Source organism: Chloroflexus sp. (assembly GCF_049970315.1).
Classification (GTDB): domain Bacteria; phylum Chloroflexota; class Chloroflexia; order Chloroflexales; family Chloroflexaceae; genus Chloroflexus.
The window spans coordinates 1-16586 of sequence record NZ_JBMFNE010000006.1 but is presented as its reverse complement, the minus strand read 5'-3'; the positions used below and the strand labels follow the sequence as shown (position 1 = coordinate 16586).

The following is a 16586-nucleotide window of genomic DNA, read 5'->3' as shown; positions in this document are numbered from 1 at the left end:
CGGTCATCTACTCCGGTACACCGGCCAGTTCCGGTGTACCACAAATGAGTTGTTCGGCGGCGGCGATCTGCTCACTCTCACCGATCAGACCGAGGAGATCGCCAGCTTGGAAGACGGTGCTCGACTTTGGGTTGGCGATCAACTGTTGGTTACGGATCAGCGCAATCACCGAGGCGCCGGTACGAGCACGAATGTTGGCTTCGGCCAATGTTTGCCCGATGATCGGACTATGCTCGCTCACCAGCCGCCACACAATCTCAATGCCGCGGGCAGCCCGCACCATCTGATCAAGGGCTTGATGCTCTGCCGGTGACGAAACGGTAGTATCATATTCATCACGACGCACTGCATCGGTATAGCCTTGCACCTGTGTCGCCGGATAGCCCAGGGAGAGCAGAGTATGACGCATCACCTCTAATCCCCCTTCGAGTTCGGGGTGGATCACATCGTGCGCACCGAGCTTCAGTAGCCGACCGACCCCTTTGGTGGTTGCCGCGCGCGCGATGATCGGGAGGTTTGGGGCAATCTTGCGCGCCGCGGCCACTACCATTTCGGTCGCCGTCTCATCGGGCAAGGTAACGACAAGCGCACGAGCCCGCTCGAGACCCGCATGAATCAGGACATCAGAGTTAGCCGCGTCACCGAAGAGGGTAGGTACCCCCCGGGCATTAAACTCGGCGGCTCGTCCCGAATCGATTTCGATTACCAACCGCGGTACCCCTAACCGTTCGAGCACATTCACGATATGCTGGCCGACCCGGCCATACCCAACCACAACCACGTGTCCCTCGCGTGGTAAGGCAATATCGGTAGGCTGCAACGGGTGACGATCAAACCACTCCCACAAGCGTGGTGAGAGACGTTGCATCATGTGCTCGATCGGTTTGATGGCGCGGAACATCAATGGGTTCAGCATAATTGACAGCAATGACCCGGCTAAAATCAGCGAGTACTGTTCTTGATTGATGATGCCGAGCCGCATTCCCGCCTGTCCCAGAATAAACGAAAATTCGCCGATCTGGCTAAGACCGGCTGCAACTATGAGCATCGTTCGCCCGCTGGCCGGTAAGAAAAAGCCAAGCAGTTGGGTAATGAGGGCTTTACCAACTACAATTAGGGTTGTAAGTATTATTACCTGCCCGGCATTTGCCCAGAGGTAGAGCGGATTAACAATCATCCCCACTGAAACAAAAAAGATCACGGCAAACGTTTCCCGAAAAGGCAGCACATCGTCACCGATCTGGTGACTAAATTGTGATTCACTCAACACTACCCCGGCAAGAAACGCGCCTAACGCTAAAGAAACATCGAAAAATGTAGACGCGCCGAAAGCGGTACCGAGCGCTATTGCCACCGCAGCGAGAATAAACAGTTCGCGTGAACGAGTACTGGCGATCGCGTCGAGTAATTTTGGTAACAATTTACGCCCGGCAAATAACATCACGGCTACGAACACCGCCACCTTGAGCAGCGAAGCAAGAGCCAACCACAGTGATTGCTCGCTTCGCCCGCCAAAAATGATCGGCAGCAACACGAGAATAAACACAGTAGCGATGTCTTCCATCACCAGCCAACCGACCGCGATCCGCCCGGCATTGGTACTTAAGAGACCGTTATCCATTAACCCGCGCATCAAGACAACGGTACTGGCAATCGAGATTGACAGACCCAGGAGCAGCCCTGATAACGGTTCCCAGCCCCAAGAACGACTGAGGATAAACCCTAGACCGGTGGCGAGCACCATTTGCAAGATCGCTCCCGGTAAGGCCACGTGCCGCACGGCCCATAGATCGTGCAACGAAAAGTGAAGCCCGACACCGAACATCAAAAAGATCACACCGATTTCGGCGAGTTGGCTGAGATCGGCCACGTCGCCAACGAATCCCGGTGTGAATGGACCAATCGCCATACCGGCTAATAGGTAGCCGACAATGGTCGGTAAGCCGATCCGACGTGCAATAATGCCGCCGGCAAAGGCCGTCACGAGGGCTATGGTCAAATTTGCCAACAATGAGATGTTTTCAACATGCATCATAAACTCCGGTGAACAAAGCTATATACACGCTCTGGGTGAATGGAAGACATAGGTTGTGCAAAGAGATGTAATTCGTATGATAAAGAGTCGAACGGGCGATGTCAAAGCGCAGGGTAAGTTGTGGTACACTGTACTCCGGTCATTCAAGTGCGGAGCGAGGTTTCTCGTGATCTGATCTATCGATAGATACCACCGCTCGGTAGGTTATTCGAGAATCAACAATCAAGCCCCGCCGGGGCTTTTCTTCACTAAGCAAGCCTGCTATGTTGGCTATCATTATCGTTTCGTGGAATGTCAAAGAGTTGCTGCGCAGATGCTTGCAGGCCGTTTATGCATCATTGGCAACTACCCATCTAGGCGCCGAGATTATTGTCGTTGACAACAAGAGCGATGACAATACACCGACAATGGTGCGCCGTGAGTTTCCAGATGTTCATCTGATCGAGGCGGGTGCTAACCTTGGTTTCGCTGCCGGTAATAATCTGGCACTCCGTATGCTTCTATCCCGACCAGATGGTGGCCCGGAGTTTGTCCTCTTGCTCAATCCTGATACCGAACCGGTAGCCGATGCCATTCCACGCTTAGTCGCCTTTCTGCAAACGTACCCGGCAGCAATTGCGGTTGGCCCACAGCTCCGCTATAGCGACCATCATGTACAATCCTCACGACGCCGGTTTCCTACTCCGCTGACGATGATCTGGGAGAGTACCCCATGGGAACGCCTATGGCCGTCGAATCCGTGGGCGCGGTTCTACCATTGCGCCGACCGACCCGACGATCGTGTCCAGCGCGTGGGTTGGTTGGTTGGCGCAGCGTTGCTGGTGCGGACCGCGGCTATCCGTAAGGCTGGTCTGCTCGACGAGCGATTTTTTATGTATAGTGAAGAGGTAGAGTGGCAATGGCGTTTACAACAGGGCTCGGCCATCGCACCCCCACCAAACCGTTCACAGCTTGAGCATGTCGAAGTCAGTAGTCAGATTTGGTATTTGCCCGACGCTGTGATTATCCATCACGAAGGCAAAAGTAGCGAGCAGGTGTTGGTTGGGCGCCATCGGCACTTTCAACAGAGCCGCTTACAGTTGGCCCGTATGTGGTACGGGTGGTCCATAGCAACGTTGCTCCACCGCTTGATTTGCGCCGGCTACCAATACGAGTTAATTGTTGAGACGCTTAAATTGACCCTTGGTCATCGCCCTGAATTGCGCCGCCAACGGATCGAAACCTATCGGCAGGTGTTGCTTGCGCTGACCCAGACTGATACGTATTAATCCGAGGAAATCACGACGCATTGCGTTCACCAAAGCATTCGCCTATGTACCTTTCGACGCTGAAGGACGGTTGGCAGATTCGCCCACTTACCGAATTCAGTCAAGGTATCTATCCGCGGGACGATCAGGGTTGGTTGCCGGCTATCGTCCCGGCACACTGGCAGCAGTTACCCGGCCTCGAGAGCCATAGCGGCAAGGTAGTCTATCGTTGCCGCTTCATCAACCCCACTCCTCACGACCGGATCGAAGGCGAGCGCCGTTGGTTGCGGATCAACGGTGCGTTTTACTATCGTCGTACCTATTTCAACGGGATCGACTTTGGTGCGCATGAAGGCTACTTCGAACCAACTGAGCATGAGATAACGACGTTCCTGCAAACGCACAATACGCTACTCATCGAGCTGGATTGCCCCGACGAGCACGATAAGGTTGGCAAGCGGATGATCACCGGTGTCTTTTCCCATTGGGATTGCTTCGATCCCCAGACGAACCCGGGTGGTATCTGGTTGCCGGTCGAACTTCATCGGAGCGGACCGGTACGATTGCGGCAAGCGCGTTTGCGTACCGAGCAGTGCGATGCCCGCCTTGCGCAATTGCGCTTTGCGCTCGATCTCGACGCAGCCCAAGCGACAACGATCCGTTGTGAAATCAGCTTTACGCCACTGACCTTCCATGGTGAGACGCAAACGACCGTGATCCAACGCCGACTGCGCAGTGGCGTTCAAACCGTGCAGGGTTTGCTCAAGCTCCGCGAACCGCGCCGATGGTGGACACACGATCTTGGCCGTCCCGATCTGTATCAGGTGACGGTGCGGATCTGGCTCGATAGCCTGTTCAGTGATGAGCAATCGTTTGCCTACGGTATCCGCACCTTTGAACTGCGCGATTGGATCCCGTATTTGAACGGTGAGCGGTTTCTCGTCAAAGGCAATAACTACCCACCTGGCGATATGCGGATTGCGACGATGAACCGTGAACGCGCCGATTATGATCTCGCATTGGCCCGCGATTGCCACATGAATATGTTGCGCGTTCACGCTCACATCGATCACCCGGCTTTCTACGATGCTGCTGATGCCGCGGGGATATTGCTCTGGCAAGACTTTCCCCTGCAATGGCTCTACCGTCCAGAAGTTCTCCCGGCTGCTCGCCATCAGGTGCGCGCCATGGTACGGCTGCTTGGTAATCATCCCAGCATCGCGATCTGGTGTATGCACAACGAGGCCATCCATCTTGAAGATACCGCCGATGAATCGCTCGCTGCCCGGCTACGCACGTATCAGTCGGCCTTCACGTTTAGCTGGAACCGCGATGTGATGGATGTGCAATTGAAGCAGATTGCTGAAGAAGAAGACCCCACACGGCCGGTCGTGCGCTCATCGGGGGAGCCAGACGTGCCATACCTGCGCAGTGGAACCGATGCGCATGCCTACTTCGGCTGGTACCGCACCTACGGCACCTTGGCCGACGGGGAAGCGGTGCGGGCGCGGTTTCCGAGTAATTTACGCTTCGTTACCGAATTCGGGGCACAAAGTTTTCCAAATCTGGAGAGTTGCCTGCGCTTTATGCCCGATCCCCTCGACGATCAGGCCATTGCTCGTCTCGTGGAGCGTCATGGCTTACAAGCTGAGATCATGTCGGCGTGGTATCCGTGGCGTCAGGCTGCGTCGCTGGCCGAAGTCGTTGAGATGTCACAGAACTATCAGGCCGAACTCAACCGCTTTTACATCGACCGGCTACGATACCACAAGTACCGTCCGACCGGTGGAATTATTGCCTTTCTGTTTGTCGATCCCTACCCGGCAGTGCTGTGGAGTGTCGTCGATTATTGGCGGGTTCCCAAACGTTCGTACTATGCGCTGCGCGACAGTTTCCGCCCACAGTACGTGTTTACGTTAATCGAACCGCGCTCATTTACCATCGGTGAAGCGGTCGATCTACCGATTTACGCCGTGAACGATGCTCGTCAACCGCTCGTCGGTGCCCAAGTAACGATCACCCTGCGCGATCCTGACGATCATGAGCTGGCTACGGTGGTGCGCTATCTTGATCTCCCCGCCGACTCACTTGCGACCGAGATCGACCGATTACGACTCACTCCGATCCGAGTCGGTCGCTATACCGTCGAACTACGTCTCGTCGGAGCCGGACCGGAGTTCGTCAATCGCTATCGTCTCACTGTTGCGGCGGCCAATGCCAATCGGTAACATCATGCTGAGTGGCGACTGATGGTACAATACAGCGGAGAGCAAGTATTGCCGATTGGCAAGGGTGCAAGAACGTATGCCCATCTCGTACCGCGAGCAGGCCCAATTGACGTGTCCCCATTGTGGCGGTGAGTTTCACGCCGACATCTGGTTGATTGTTGATGCCGACGAGGAGCCGGAGGCGGCGGCTGCCCTCCGCCGCGAAGAGATCAATATTGTGGTGTGCCCACACTGTCAGGCGAGTGGGCCGGCAGGTGCACCGTTGATGTACCACGATGCCCGTGCTCGTCGTGTGTTGTTTGCACCTACTCCCGGTGCCGCCGATCATGAGATCCGCGACCAAGCGCGCAATCTCCATGCCCTCTTAGTCGGTTCGATTGATCCCGAACAGCGCCGTCCCTATCTTGCCGATGTCGATATTGCGCAGGACATGAGTGGGCTTGCCCATCTGTTGCGTCGACTCGATGCACGCCGTCGTCTTGTTGCACCACCACCACCGCCACCTGTCACCGAACCACCACCCTTGTTGGCCGCCGTCGAGGCGTTGTTGGCAGCCGATACAACGGCCGAACTTGAACGGGTACTGGTTGACCATCCCGAATTGCTCGAACCGGCAACACGCACAACATTGGATCAATTGGCCGAGGTTGCCGACACGCAGGGCGAACGGGAGATTGCCCAAGCACTCCGTAACGCGCGTGCGTTGCTGACCGATATGCAGCGTCCGCGCGAGCCGGCCCCTCTCACTACGATCCCACCGGAGGCATTGCAAGCGCTCCTCGGTGCACAGAGTGATACCGAACTCAAACAGGTGATTGCTCGCTATCCTTTCTTGTTACAGCCTGAAGTTGATGAGCTACTTGCTGCCGAAATCGAGCTGGCCCTCGCCGCTGAAGCAGAGCAGATGGCGCACCTCCTTGAAGTTCGGCGGATGGCGCTGGCTACAGTGCGAGCTTCGACTGTATCGCCTGCCGATCTGGAGACGGCGATTGAAGCGCTGTTACTCGCCGAGGATGAAGCGACGATGGTTCACGTCCTTGAGCAGTACCCACTCTTGCTGAGTGAGCCTGCCGAACAAGCACTCTGGGAATTTGCTGCCGAGGCTCGTGTCGGCGGTGACCAAGAGTTAGCGCGTCATGCGATAGCATGTCGGGAAATGTTGCGCCGTGTGCGCGCCGGGTTGGAAGAAGACCGTTCATAGTTGACGGAAATGGGTATGCTGAAACGAACTCCTCTCTACAACGCGCACCTCGCAATGGGCGCGCGCATGGTCGAATTCGGCGGTTGGGAGATGCCGGTGCAGTACCGCGGTATCATCGACGAACACCATGCGGTGCGGAATCGAGCCGGGTTGTTCGATATTAGTCACATGGGGCGGTTTATGATCCGCGGCCCGCAGGCTGAAGCGTTCCTGCAACGGATGGTCACGTGCGATGTGAGCACAATTCCGCTCGGTCATGCCAGTTATGGTCTTTTGTGCCGGCCTGATGGTGGAATTGTTGATGATGTCTTTCTCTACCATTTGCCCGATGAGTTTATGATGGTGGTCAATGCTGCCAATCGTGCGAAAGATTGGGATTGGTTGCAGCAGCATACCACCAGGTTTGAAGTAGAGATCGAAGATCGCTCTGAGCGGTGGGCGATGCTAGCGCTCCAAGGACCGCAGGCAGAGCATCTGTTGGCCGGTGCTGAAGATTCAACGACGGCAGACATCGGTTCGTTGCCATTCCACGGTGTTGCCATGACGACGATCTTCGGGCAAAATGCGTTAATCGCTCGCACCGGCTACACCGGCGAAGATGGTTTTGAGATTTTTTTCGAGGCCCAATCCGCCGAACGTTTCTGGTATGGTCTGTTGGCACTCGGTGGCAACGCCGTGCAAGCCTGTGGCCTCGGTGCTCGCGATAGTTTGCGCTTTGAAGCTTGCCTTGCCCTGTACGGTCATGAAATTGACGAGACGATTAACCCCTACGAGGCGCGTTTGGGTTGGGTTGTGAAATTGAATAAAGGTGATTTTATCGGGCGTGAGGCGTTGCAGGCGATAAAAGCGGCCGGTATTAGTCGCCGCCTGGTTGGGTTCGAGATGGTTGGAAAGGGGATTGCCCGCAGTGGCTATCCGGTGCAGCGGGTTTGTGGGGAAACGGTGGGATTTGTGACCAGTGGCATGCCCTCCCCCACCCTTGGCCGACCGCTCGGGATGGCATATGTGCCGACCGACCTGAGTAGCGAGGGGAGTGAATTCGATGTTGTAATCCGCGAACGTCCCGTTCGGGCGCGTGTGGTAAAGATGCCATTCTATAAGCCGCGCTATAAGCGCTAGAGGAGTGCGACATGGTTTACAATACTCCATCCGATCTGCGGTATAGCAAAACTCACGAGTGGGTGCGCCAAGAGGGTGATGAAGTGGTGATCGGGATTACCGACTATGCGCAGCATGCTCTTGGTGATGTGGTGTATGTAGAACTGCCGGCAGTCGGTGCAACCATTACCGCCGGCGAAAGTTTTGGCGTAGTTGAGTCGGTCAAAGCGAGTTCGGACCTCTATGCGCCGGTGAGCGGCGAAGTGGTAGCGGTTAATACTGCTTTAGAGAGCGATCAATCACCGATCAACAACGATCCGTATGGTACGGGCTGGATGCTACGGGTACGTCCGAGTGCAATGAGCGAGGAATTACTCGATGCCGCAGCCTATGCGGCGTATGTGGCTGAAATCGATCACTGATTAATTGTATAGTCTAGACGGAATGTGCTATGACCCATTATATTCCGATCACCGATGCCGATCGACAGGAGATGTTGCAGGCGATTGGCGTGAGCGACATCACCGATCTGTTTACCGATGTACCGGCAGCGTATCGTTTCCCACCGCTCAGATTGCCGCCGCCGCTCTCTGAACCGGAGATCATGGCCGAATTGCATCGGATGAGCGAGCTGAATGCCCATACCCGTCGGTACTGTGTGTTTCTCGGTGCAGGAGCCTACAATCACTTCGTCCCGGCGGCAGTCGATCAGATTCTGCGCCGTGGTGAATATTATACAGCGTACACGCCATACCAGCCGGAGATTAGTCAGGGAACACTTCAGGCAATTTTTGAATATCAGAGCCTGATCTGTGCACTCACCGGTATGGAGATTGCCAACGCCTCGCACTACGATGGCGCGACTGCACTGGCCGAGTCGGCCATTATGGCGCTCAACGTGGTGCGTAACCGACGCAAAATCGTGGTCGCCCGGAATGTAAACCCACAGTATCGCGCTGTGCTCCGTACCTACTTGCAAGGTCTCGATGTCGAAATTGTCGGTGATGAGACGCCAGGAAGTGGGATCGCTGAAGCGTTGGCCCAGGTCGATGACCGAACGGCCCTGTTGATCGTGCAAAATCCCGACTTCCTCGGTCGGTTGCACGATCTACGCGGGCTAGGGGCGCAGGTGCAAGCGCGCGGTGCGTTGCTGGCCGTGCATTTCGATCCGATTGCCCTTGGCTTGTTCCAGACCCCAGCCGAAGCAGGTGCTGACATTGCGACCGGTGAGGGGCAGCCACTTGGCCTAGGGTTGTCGTTTGGCGGCCCGTACCTCGGTATCTTCACCACCCGCCAAAAATATGTGCATAAAATTGCCGGTCGGATTGTCGGTGTGACGAAAGATGTCGATGGCCGCATGGCGTATGTGCTGACCCTCCGCGCTCGAGAACAAGATATTCGACGTGAACGGGCCACCAGTAATATCTGTACCAATCAAGGGTTGATGGCGTTAGCATCGGCGGTCTATATGTCGCTGATGGGTAAGCGTGGGATGCGCAAGGTGGCCGAAATTACCTATCAACGGGCGCAGTATGCGGCGCGCCGAATTGCCGAACTGCCTGGCTATCGCGTGCTGGCCGACCGGCCATTTTTCCGCGAATTTGTCGTGCAGTGCCCACGACCGGTCGCTGAGATCAACGCTGCGCTGCGTGAACAAGGGATCATCGGTGGCTATGATCTCAGTGCCGATGAGCCACAGTTGGGCAATGCGATGCTACTAGCCGTTACCGAGATGAATCCACCGGCAGATATTGATCGGTTAGTGCAGGCATTGGCTGCTCTCTGAGGCTGTTCCTGCCTACGGTTGGCGAGTGATCGAACAATGGTTGAGCAACTCTCACTGCCCCAAATCGAACGGTTGGTAAACCGTCTCTTGCCCGGAGCACGGATCCGCGACGCGGCGCCGCTCGGTGTGCGTAGTTTGTTGGTGTCGCTGAGCGATCGCCAGATTGTGGTACGGCTACCGGCCGGTGTCGATCAATGGGCCGGTGAGTCACTGAGTGCCGAGGCATTGGCGCTGCGCACCTTGCGTGCTGAAATCGATCTCCCACTGCCTACGGTCTTGGCTGAAATCGATGCTGAGGGCGACGACCCGCCGGCGTTGGCGCTCAGCTATGTTCCCGGAACACCACTGCCCGAAGTCATCGCCGCTATCGATGAAGAATCGCGCTTTGCGATTGGGCGGACCCTAGCCACGGCACTGGCGCGGGTTCATAGCTATACGACACCGCACTATGGCCCGTTACAACCAGATGCTTTGCCAACCCCTGCCGATCAGCCTGCGGTTCCTGGCGCTGATGTTGCCTATCTGCGTCATCGGGTAGCCGTTGCCACCGCAGCGGCGGTAGCCCGTGGCCAGTTGACGGATGAGCAGAGTGCGTGGTTGCAAACTCGTCTCACCGGATGGTTGACCACTACCGGACGCCCGGCGTGTCTGGTCCACGGCGATCTCCACCCGCGTCGCCTTATTGTACGCCGCCGTGAACGTGATTGGCGGCTGGTGGGCATTACCGGCTGGGGTTTCGCCCAAGCTTGGCGTCCGGGTTGGGACCACGTCGCGTTGCAACTCAACTTTGCCGATCCTGCCTATTTCGGTCTACGGGTCGGTTACGGTGCGGCTTACGATGAAACGACCGACCGTCGTTATGATCAGGTTCGGGAGTTCGCCCTATTACCGTATCGGCTCACCTTCTTGCTGGAACGCGAGCGTGCCGATTTGACCCTCCATATTGCTGCCGAACTTGATACCGTCCAGTCCCCGCCCGTTATAGCTACTCCCGATGAACCCGTGAATGGAGCTAACGGTTATGCATAATGAAGAACCACCTATTTTTACCTATTCGCAGCCCGGTAAAATTGGCGTCAATCTCCCCGATGTTGGGATTGAGCCGACGCCTCTTCCCACCGAGCTGCTGCGGCAAGATGATCTGGCCGGTTTTCCTGAATTAACCGAGCCGGAAGTTGTTCGTCACTTTACTCGCATCAGTCAGCGTAACTACTCGATTGATACCGGCTTCTACCCGTTGGGGTCGTGTACGATGAAGTATAACCCCAAGCTCCACGAAGAGGTTGCTCGTTTACCTGGCTTTGCCGCTGCCCATCCATTGCAAGACGAGGAACTCAGCCAAGGTGCGCTGGAACTGATGTATGAGTTGCAAACGTATCTCGGCGAGATCAGTGGGTTTGATGCCGTTAGTCTGCAACCGGCTGCCGGTGCACAGGGTGAACTCACCGGTATTCTTGTCTTTCGGGCTTATCACCTCGACCGCGGCGATACCGACCGTACCGAGGTGCTCGTGCCCGATTCAGCGCACGGTACGAACCCGGCGACGGCGGCAATGGCCGGCTTGAAGGTAGTCGAGTTGAAGAGTGATGCACGTGGGAACGTCGATCTCGACGATCTCAAAGCGAAGCTATCACCGCGTACTGCCGGTATGATGCTCACCAACCCCAACACGCTGGGCCTGTTTGAAGAGCATATCGTCGAAATTTGCCGTCTCGTGCATGAAGCCGGTGGCCTGATGTACGGCGATGGTGCTAATTTCAATGCCATTTTAGGTATCGCCAAGCCCGGTGAATTGGGGTTTGATTTCATGCACTACAACCTGCATAAGACCTTCACCACACCCCATGGTGGTGGTGGCCCCGGTTCGGGAGCAGTCGGTTGTACTACGGCTCTCGCTCCCTACTTGCCCGGTCCGCGCGTCCGCCAACGGACAGACGGGAAGTATGAGTTCTTCACCCCCGAAAAGAGCATTGGGCGGATGAAAGCGTTCCATGGCAACTTCGGTATGCTGGTGCGGGCATGGGCGTACATTCGCTCGATGGGTGCTGCCGGCTTGCGGGCGGTAAGTGAAACGGCGGTATTGAACGCCAATTATGTGCGCGTGATGCTCAAAGACATTTATCCGCAAGCGGTTGACCGCATCTGTATGCACGAAACGGTCTTGCGTGGGCAGATTGCCGGTGCACCCAAAGATGTGCGCACGCTCGATATTGCCAAACGGCTGATTGACTACGGCTTCCATCCACCGACCATTTACTTCCCCCTGATTGTGCCCGAAGCGTTGATGATCGAACCGACCGAGACCGAGAGTAAACAAACGCTCGATCAGTTCATTGCCACAATGCGCCGGATAGCCGGCGAAGCAGTCGAGACACCGGAGGTACTGCACGCGGCGCCAACGAAAGCACCGGTGCGCCGGCTTGATGAAGTACGGGCTGCGCGCCAACCTATCTTGCGCTACGATCCGGTAGCGATTGCGCGTTTGCAAAGTGAGTAACCACAACCGGTACGGCAGGGGTTTCAAAACCCCTGCCATCGCAATATACCCAAAAGTATCTCGCAAAGATGAGGACAAGACGGTATAATAACGTATAACGTTCACGCTACACGAAAGGTAAAGACGGCTTCTGGTCAAACCGGCAACCATTCGCTAGCACGAGACTAGGCATCATAGGGATTGACTATGAGTCTCTATCGCAGCCGCCATGTTGCGGCCCGTTTTGTTCCGGCGCTTTTCCGCAGCTTTGTGCGGATCTATGTACGACCGCGTGTTGAGGGGATCGAGCATATCCCACGCGAAGGTGCGTTGATTATTGCTGCCAACCATACCAGCCACGCCGACACTGCGGTTATATATACGGTCTTGCCGCGTGAAGTCCGATCGCGCTTCGTTGCCGCTGCCGCGCAAGATTATTTCTTCAAAGGCGGAGTAATGCAGTTCCTGTCGCGTATTCTGTTCAACGCAATACCGGTTGCGCGCGACCGACGCGGTGGTCAAGACCCGCTTCGTCACGCTGCCCGTGCGTTACGTGAAGGATATGCCCTCCTGCTGTTTCCTGAAGGTACCCGCAGCACAACCAGCGAAATCGGTCCATTCCGGAGCGGGATTGGGCGTTTGATCGCCGAGTTTCCCGGTACACCAGTCATTCCAACGTATGTTGGTGGCACAAATCGGGTAATGCCCAAAGGCAAAATTATTCCGCGGCCATATCGAGTCACCGTTCGGTTTGGTGAACCGCTGTACCTCAAGGCCCACCCGAAACTACGTGCGACGTGGCAAACGGCCGCTGATGAGGTGCGTGAGGCGATAGTCCAACTAAGCGGGATGGCGCTTGCCCACAGTGTCGATACGTCGTCAGAACAGGCTGATTAGCCCCTACGTTTGGATTGGTAAGCAGCATCATATCTGACGAAGCCGGCAACGGGAGGATACAGATGGCTGTTTTTTCCGATCCAGACTCGGCAATTGCCACACTTATGCATCAGCACGTTGCCCAATTATTGCGTGTTCTGGTCTTTTTTTGTCTCTTGGCGGTATTGGTGTATACCATTGCCAGCCCGATTGATCTATCACTCCTCCCCCTACGGCTCGTCGTTGTTATTCCCCTAATTACAGCGTTTCTGGGAGCGCTCTGGCTAGTACATCGGCAACGTATTCGCCAAGCAAGCTGGCTCATCATCGGATCATTGTGGATTATCTTGACGATGACGGCTGCCCTGAGTCGTGGGATAGCTGCGCCGGCGTTTGCAGTATTGCCGATAGTTGTGGTGATGGCCGGAGTCTTGCTGGGTCGCCAGTGGGCTTGGGTTATCGCGTTGCTTTCGATTGGGGTTGGGGGCCTATTCGTCCTGTTTGCCGATCAGTTGCAATCACCACTGCTCGCCCACTCGCCCTTGTCATGGCTCATTGCGTATAGTCTGTACATGTTGTTGGGCAGCTATTTCATCGACCAGTTAATGCAGCATTTCCATCAATCACTGCGGGAGACAGAGAAGGAGCTGCGCGAACGGCAAACGACCGAGCAACACCTGCGCGAGTCGGAAGAGAAATTGGCTCGTCTTTTCGATTTTGCCCCGTTTGCGATGATTATTGTGCGTTTGCAAGACGCGATGATCATCAATGCTAACGCGGCTTGCCGTGAGTTCTTTGGGGTGAGTAGTGAACAGCTTATCAAACAGCCGATCAGCTCGTTACACTGGTCACAATTGTCGTCGAAATGGCCAACAATTGCCACAACGTTACACCAACAAGGTAGTGTATACGGGGTCGAGTTCAGTTTTCAACGGAGTGATAGTACGACCTGCTTTGCACAATTGGCGGCAGAAATCGTCGAGATGCCGGAAGGATTATGTGCCATTGTTGCTATGCAAGATGTGACGCCGCTACAACGGGCTAATGAGCGTTTGGTCGAGTTAGCAGCTCGCCAAGAGCAATTGGCAACGTTGGCCCGTGAAGCGTTGGCGAACTCGAACCTTGATGCCCTGTTTGCTGCTGCGGCTGAGCAGATAGGATCAACCTTACTGCTGAATGGGATCGAGATTATAGAACTCGATCCTGAAGGGGAAGTGCGCGTGCATACGGTTTGGGGAAACGTGCCAACTGCTCCCCTGTCGATTGCCTTCCTCCGTTCACTACCTGCCGACCACCCCGGTTGGAGTTGCTTGCCCACAGAGTTAGCTGACCGTGTCGCAGATCTGGGGTTATCCGGTCCTGCTTTGCCAATCCGTGGTAACGAAAGGCTCTTCGGTCTTCTGGTGGCTTACGCAAAGACCCCGCTTGATGCCGAGATTGTCTTTTTTCTGAGAAGCGTGGCAAATGTGTTGGCCGTTGCACTCGAACGCGTATATGCCGAACAAGAGCGTCAGCAACTCGAGACCCAGATGTTGCAGGCTCAGAAGCTCGAAAGTTTAGGATTACTTGCCGGTGGAATTGCTCACGATTTCAATAATTTGCTCACCGGTATTATGGGGCATACCAGTCTGGCGTTGCTCGATCTCCATCCCAACCATGAACTGCAACCGCACTTAGTTGCTATCGATCAAGCAGCCCAACGTGCTGCTGAGTTGTGTAGTCAACTTCTTGCCTACGCCGGGCGTGGTCAGCGCTCGCTCGAAACAGTTAATTTGTCGACGTTGGTACGCGAGATGGGGGGGATTTTACATTTACCGAGTCATCGGAGCGGGCATGTGACGATCCACTACGATTTGGTCACCGATCTACCGTCCGTTGTAGTCGAAGCTAGTCAGATACGCCAGGTGGTACTGAATTTATTAACAAACGCAATTGAAGCGATTGGCGAACGTGGAGGATCGGTCACGTTACGTACCAGAGTTGTCACTTTAAGTGCAACCGATCTCCGCCGGCTGAACCTGACACCGACGATTCCACCCGGCCGGTATGTGACGTTAACAGTCAGCGATACCGGGATTGGGATGGACGAAGTCACGATGCGTCGTATCTTCGACCCATTTTTCAGCACTAAACCGAAGGGTCACGGCTTGGGATTGGCCGCCGTTCAGGGGATCGTTCGTCGCCACAATGGAGCCATCAAGGTCGAAAGTGTTCCTGGTCTTGGTTCGAGCTTTACGATCTACTTGCCGGCGGCCAGCAAAGAAGTAGCAGTTGCTCCTGGTACCGTCACCAAGCCGATTACGTTGCAAGGTACCGCTTTTATTGTTGACGATGACGTAGCCGTGCGCACGACACTGCGCCGTATTCTTGAGCGGGCCGGGATGGTGACGGTTGAAGCAGGTGATGGACGGTCGGCGCTCGCCCTCTTGACCGAGTCTACGCTACCGATTACCATCGCCCTAGTCGATCTGGCTATGCCGGGGATGAACGGGCTTGAGTTGCTCGACGCGATCCGCCAGCATGAACCACAGTTACCGGTCCTCTTGATGAGCGGGAATGCAGAGCAAGTAGTAACCGGCAAGCTCCCGATTGATCGATACACCGATTTCTTACCTAAACCCTACCGCTCCCACGATCTGCTCACCAAAATAAGCCAATTAATCCAGAATGCCACGCAACGCGTTCCGGATGAGCTGTAATACCCCGTGCATATCGTTGGGGCACGGCGGCGTTGTGCCCCAACCGCGTGCCGTGCTCCTACCGCGCCATACCCCACGCTGTATCCCAAAGGCGCCATCCGCCGTACCGATGTTGAGGGATTCGTCGTTGCGGATGATGTGTTCGTAATAGTTGCGTTGCCAGACCGAGGCGCCGGGCGTACCGCGCAGGGCGTTGATGTGTTTGGTTGTGGCGGATTTGAACGACCGGATAATGGTGGGAATCGAACCGCATACAGGGGCCCCGAATCGTTCCCCTGTAGGGGCACGGCGCCGCCGTGCCCCTACATCATCGTCATCATTTACAATCCAGATAATGCCGTGCACATGGTTGGGCATGACCACGAATTCGTTCGGGCATAACCGTACATACGGACGCAGGACGGCGGAACGAAACCATTCTTCCCACACAATCTGTCCCCACGTATTCAACCGCATTTCCCCCTCCACCACCTCGCCAAACAGGTACGCCCGGTCCTGCGTGCAGATGGTGATGAAATACGCCCCCGCCTGGGAATAATTGTATCTGATCTCTATACCGGCTACGCGTCACGAATAAACAGGTGATGAAATACGCCCCCGCCTGGGAATAATCGTACCCCTTCAGGCGGATGCTGCGGCGATGGTGACGTTCAGGGTTGTGATGCGGGCGGGTTGGGAACGATGGTTCACGATTGGGGCGGGGTGGGAACCCGCCCCTACTATTTGCCTTCTCCAACCGCGCCCGCACCAGCTCGTCGTTACCCGAACCATTCTGCTTCCTCTGGGTTCGTGCCGGTGCAGTCGGGGTTTTCGCGGTCCAGATGCCAGCGCACGGGGTTGGTGATGATGTAGTCGCGGATGCGGTTGAGGGATTCGTCGTTGCGGATGATGTGTTCGTAATAGTTGCGTTGCCAGACCGAGGCGCCGGGCGTACCGCGCA

The 16586-nt window shown here is 55.8% G+C and carries 11 protein-coding genes and 2 pseudogenes; 10 read left to right on the top strand and 3 right to left on the bottom strand.

Annotation, left to right across the window (positions count from 1 at the left end; translation table 11 throughout):
• Positions 1-7: 7 nt before the first annotated feature.
• Complete coding sequence (locus tag ACP5OT_RS06020; protein WP_428131639.1) at positions 8-2032, bottom strand: cation:proton antiporter; 2025 nt, start codon at positions 2030-2032, stop codon at positions 8-10.
• A gap of 266 nt (positions 2033-2298) precedes the next feature.
• Here ACP5OT_RS06020 and ACP5OT_RS06015 point away from each other — a divergent pair, with 266 nt between their 5' ends.
• The 10 genes from ACP5OT_RS06015 to ACP5OT_RS05970 all read left to right on the top strand — a co-directional run bounded on the left by ACP5OT_RS06015 (position 2299) and on the right by ACP5OT_RS05970 (position 15646).
• On the top strand, positions 2299-3303 hold the full coding sequence (locus ACP5OT_RS06015) for a glycosyltransferase family 2 protein (protein ID WP_424675123.1): 1005 nt from the start codon (positions 2299-2301) through the stop codon (positions 3301-3303).
• A gap of 44 nt (positions 3304-3347) precedes the next feature.
• The gene (locus ACP5OT_RS06010) at positions 3348-5510 is read left to right on the top strand and encodes a glycoside hydrolase family 2 protein (RefSeq protein WP_424675124.1); all 2163 of its coding nucleotides are present in this window, start codon (positions 3348-3350) and stop codon (positions 5508-5510) included.
• A 76-nt stretch (positions 5511-5586) separates the two neighbouring features.
• Positions 5587-6711, top strand: a complete 1125-nt coding sequence (locus tag ACP5OT_RS06005) for a CpXC domain-containing protein (protein WP_428112468.1) — start codon at positions 5587-5589, stop codon at positions 6709-6711.
• 15 nt (positions 6712-6726) lie between these two features.
• Positions 6727-7830, top strand: coding sequence for a glycine cleavage system aminomethyltransferase GcvT (gene gcvT / locus ACP5OT_RS06000; protein WP_424675126.1), 1104 nt, complete (start codon positions 6727-6729; stop codon positions 7828-7830).
• A gap of 11 nt (positions 7831-7841) precedes the next feature.
• Complete coding sequence (gene gcvH / locus ACP5OT_RS05995) at positions 7842-8231, top strand: glycine cleavage system protein GcvH (protein ID WP_424675127.1); 390 nt, start codon at positions 7842-7844, stop codon at positions 8229-8231.
• A gap of 29 nt (positions 8232-8260) precedes the next feature.
• Positions 8261-9595 carry an aminomethyl-transferring glycine dehydrogenase subunit GcvPA gene (gene gcvPA, locus ACP5OT_RS05990; protein ID WP_424675128.1) on the top strand — a complete coding sequence of 445 codons (1335 nt, stop codon included), beginning with the start codon at positions 8261-8263 and terminating at the stop codon, positions 9593-9595.
• A 36-nt stretch (positions 9596-9631) separates the two neighbouring features.
• Positions 9632-10624, top strand: coding sequence for a phosphotransferase family protein (locus ACP5OT_RS05985; protein ID WP_424675129.1), 993 nt, complete (start codon positions 9632-9634; stop codon positions 10622-10624).
• Positions 10617-12092 (top strand): glycine dehydrogenase subunit 2, encoded by a 1476-nt coding sequence (gcvPB, locus tag ACP5OT_RS05980; protein WP_428112473.1) that lies wholly within the window; start codon positions 10617-10619, stop codon positions 12090-12092. The genes ACP5OT_RS05985 and gcvPB overlap by 8 nt, the downstream gene beginning before the upstream one ends.
• Positions 12093-12278: 186 nt before the next feature.
• Positions 12279-12968: a lysophospholipid acyltransferase family protein gene (locus ACP5OT_RS05975; protein ID WP_424675131.1), complete on the top strand. Its 690-nt coding sequence runs from the start codon at positions 12279-12281 to the stop codon at positions 12966-12968.
• A gap of 62 nt (positions 12969-13030) precedes the next feature.
• On the top strand, positions 13031-15646 hold the full coding sequence (locus tag ACP5OT_RS05970; protein ID WP_428131636.1) for an ATP-binding protein: 2616 nt from the start codon (positions 13031-13033) through the stop codon (positions 15644-15646).
• Here the strand turns inward: ACP5OT_RS05970 and ACP5OT_RS05965 are convergent.
• Both ACP5OT_RS05965 and ACP5OT_RS05960 read right to left on the bottom strand, forming a co-directional pair.
• Positions 15605-16277, bottom strand: a pseudogene (locus tag ACP5OT_RS05965) (transposase). The gene ACP5OT_RS05970 and the pseudogene ACP5OT_RS05965 overlap by 42 nt on opposite strands.
• A gap of 127 nt (positions 16278-16404) precedes the next feature.
• Positions 16405-16586: pseudogene (locus tag ACP5OT_RS05960) on the bottom strand (transposase); the annotation flags it as partial.

Coding starts and splice junctions, on each gene's coding strand:
- ACP5OT_RS05970 (WP_428131636.1), top strand. CDS start 13,031: ATGGCTGTTTTTTCCGATCCAGACTCGGCAATTGCCACACTTATGCAT.
- ACP5OT_RS05975 (WP_424675131.1), top strand. CDS start 12,279: ATGAGTCTCTATCGCAGCCGCCATGTTGCGGCCCGTTTTGTTCCGGCG.
- ACP5OT_RS05985 (WP_424675129.1), top strand. CDS start 9,632: ATGGTTGAGCAACTCTCACTGCCCCAAATCGAACGGTTGGTAAACCGT.
- gcvT (WP_424675126.1), top strand. CDS start 6,727: ATGCTGAAACGAACTCCTCTCTACAACGCGCACCTCGCAATGGGCGCG.
- gcvPB (WP_428112473.1), top strand. CDS start 10,617: ATGCATAATGAAGAACCACCTATTTTTACCTATTCGCAGCCCGGTAAA.
- gcvH (WP_424675127.1), top strand. CDS start 7,842: ATGGTTTACAATACTCCATCCGATCTGCGGTATAGCAAAACTCACGAG.
- ACP5OT_RS06005 (WP_428112468.1), top strand. CDS start 5,587: ATGCCCATCTCGTACCGCGAGCAGGCCCAATTGACGTGTCCCCATTGT.
- ACP5OT_RS06010 (WP_424675124.1), top strand. CDS start 3,348: ATGTACCTTTCGACGCTGAAGGACGGTTGGCAGATTCGCCCACTTACC.
- ACP5OT_RS06020 (WP_428131639.1), bottom strand. CDS start 2,032: ATGCATGTTGAAAACATCTCATTGTTGGCAAATTTGACCATAGCCCTC.
- gcvPA (WP_424675128.1), top strand. CDS start 8,261: ATGACCCATTATATTCCGATCACCGATGCCGATCGACAGGAGATGTTG.
- ACP5OT_RS06015 (WP_424675123.1), top strand. CDS start 2,299: ATGTTGGCTATCATTATCGTTTCGTGGAATGTCAAAGAGTTGCTGCGC.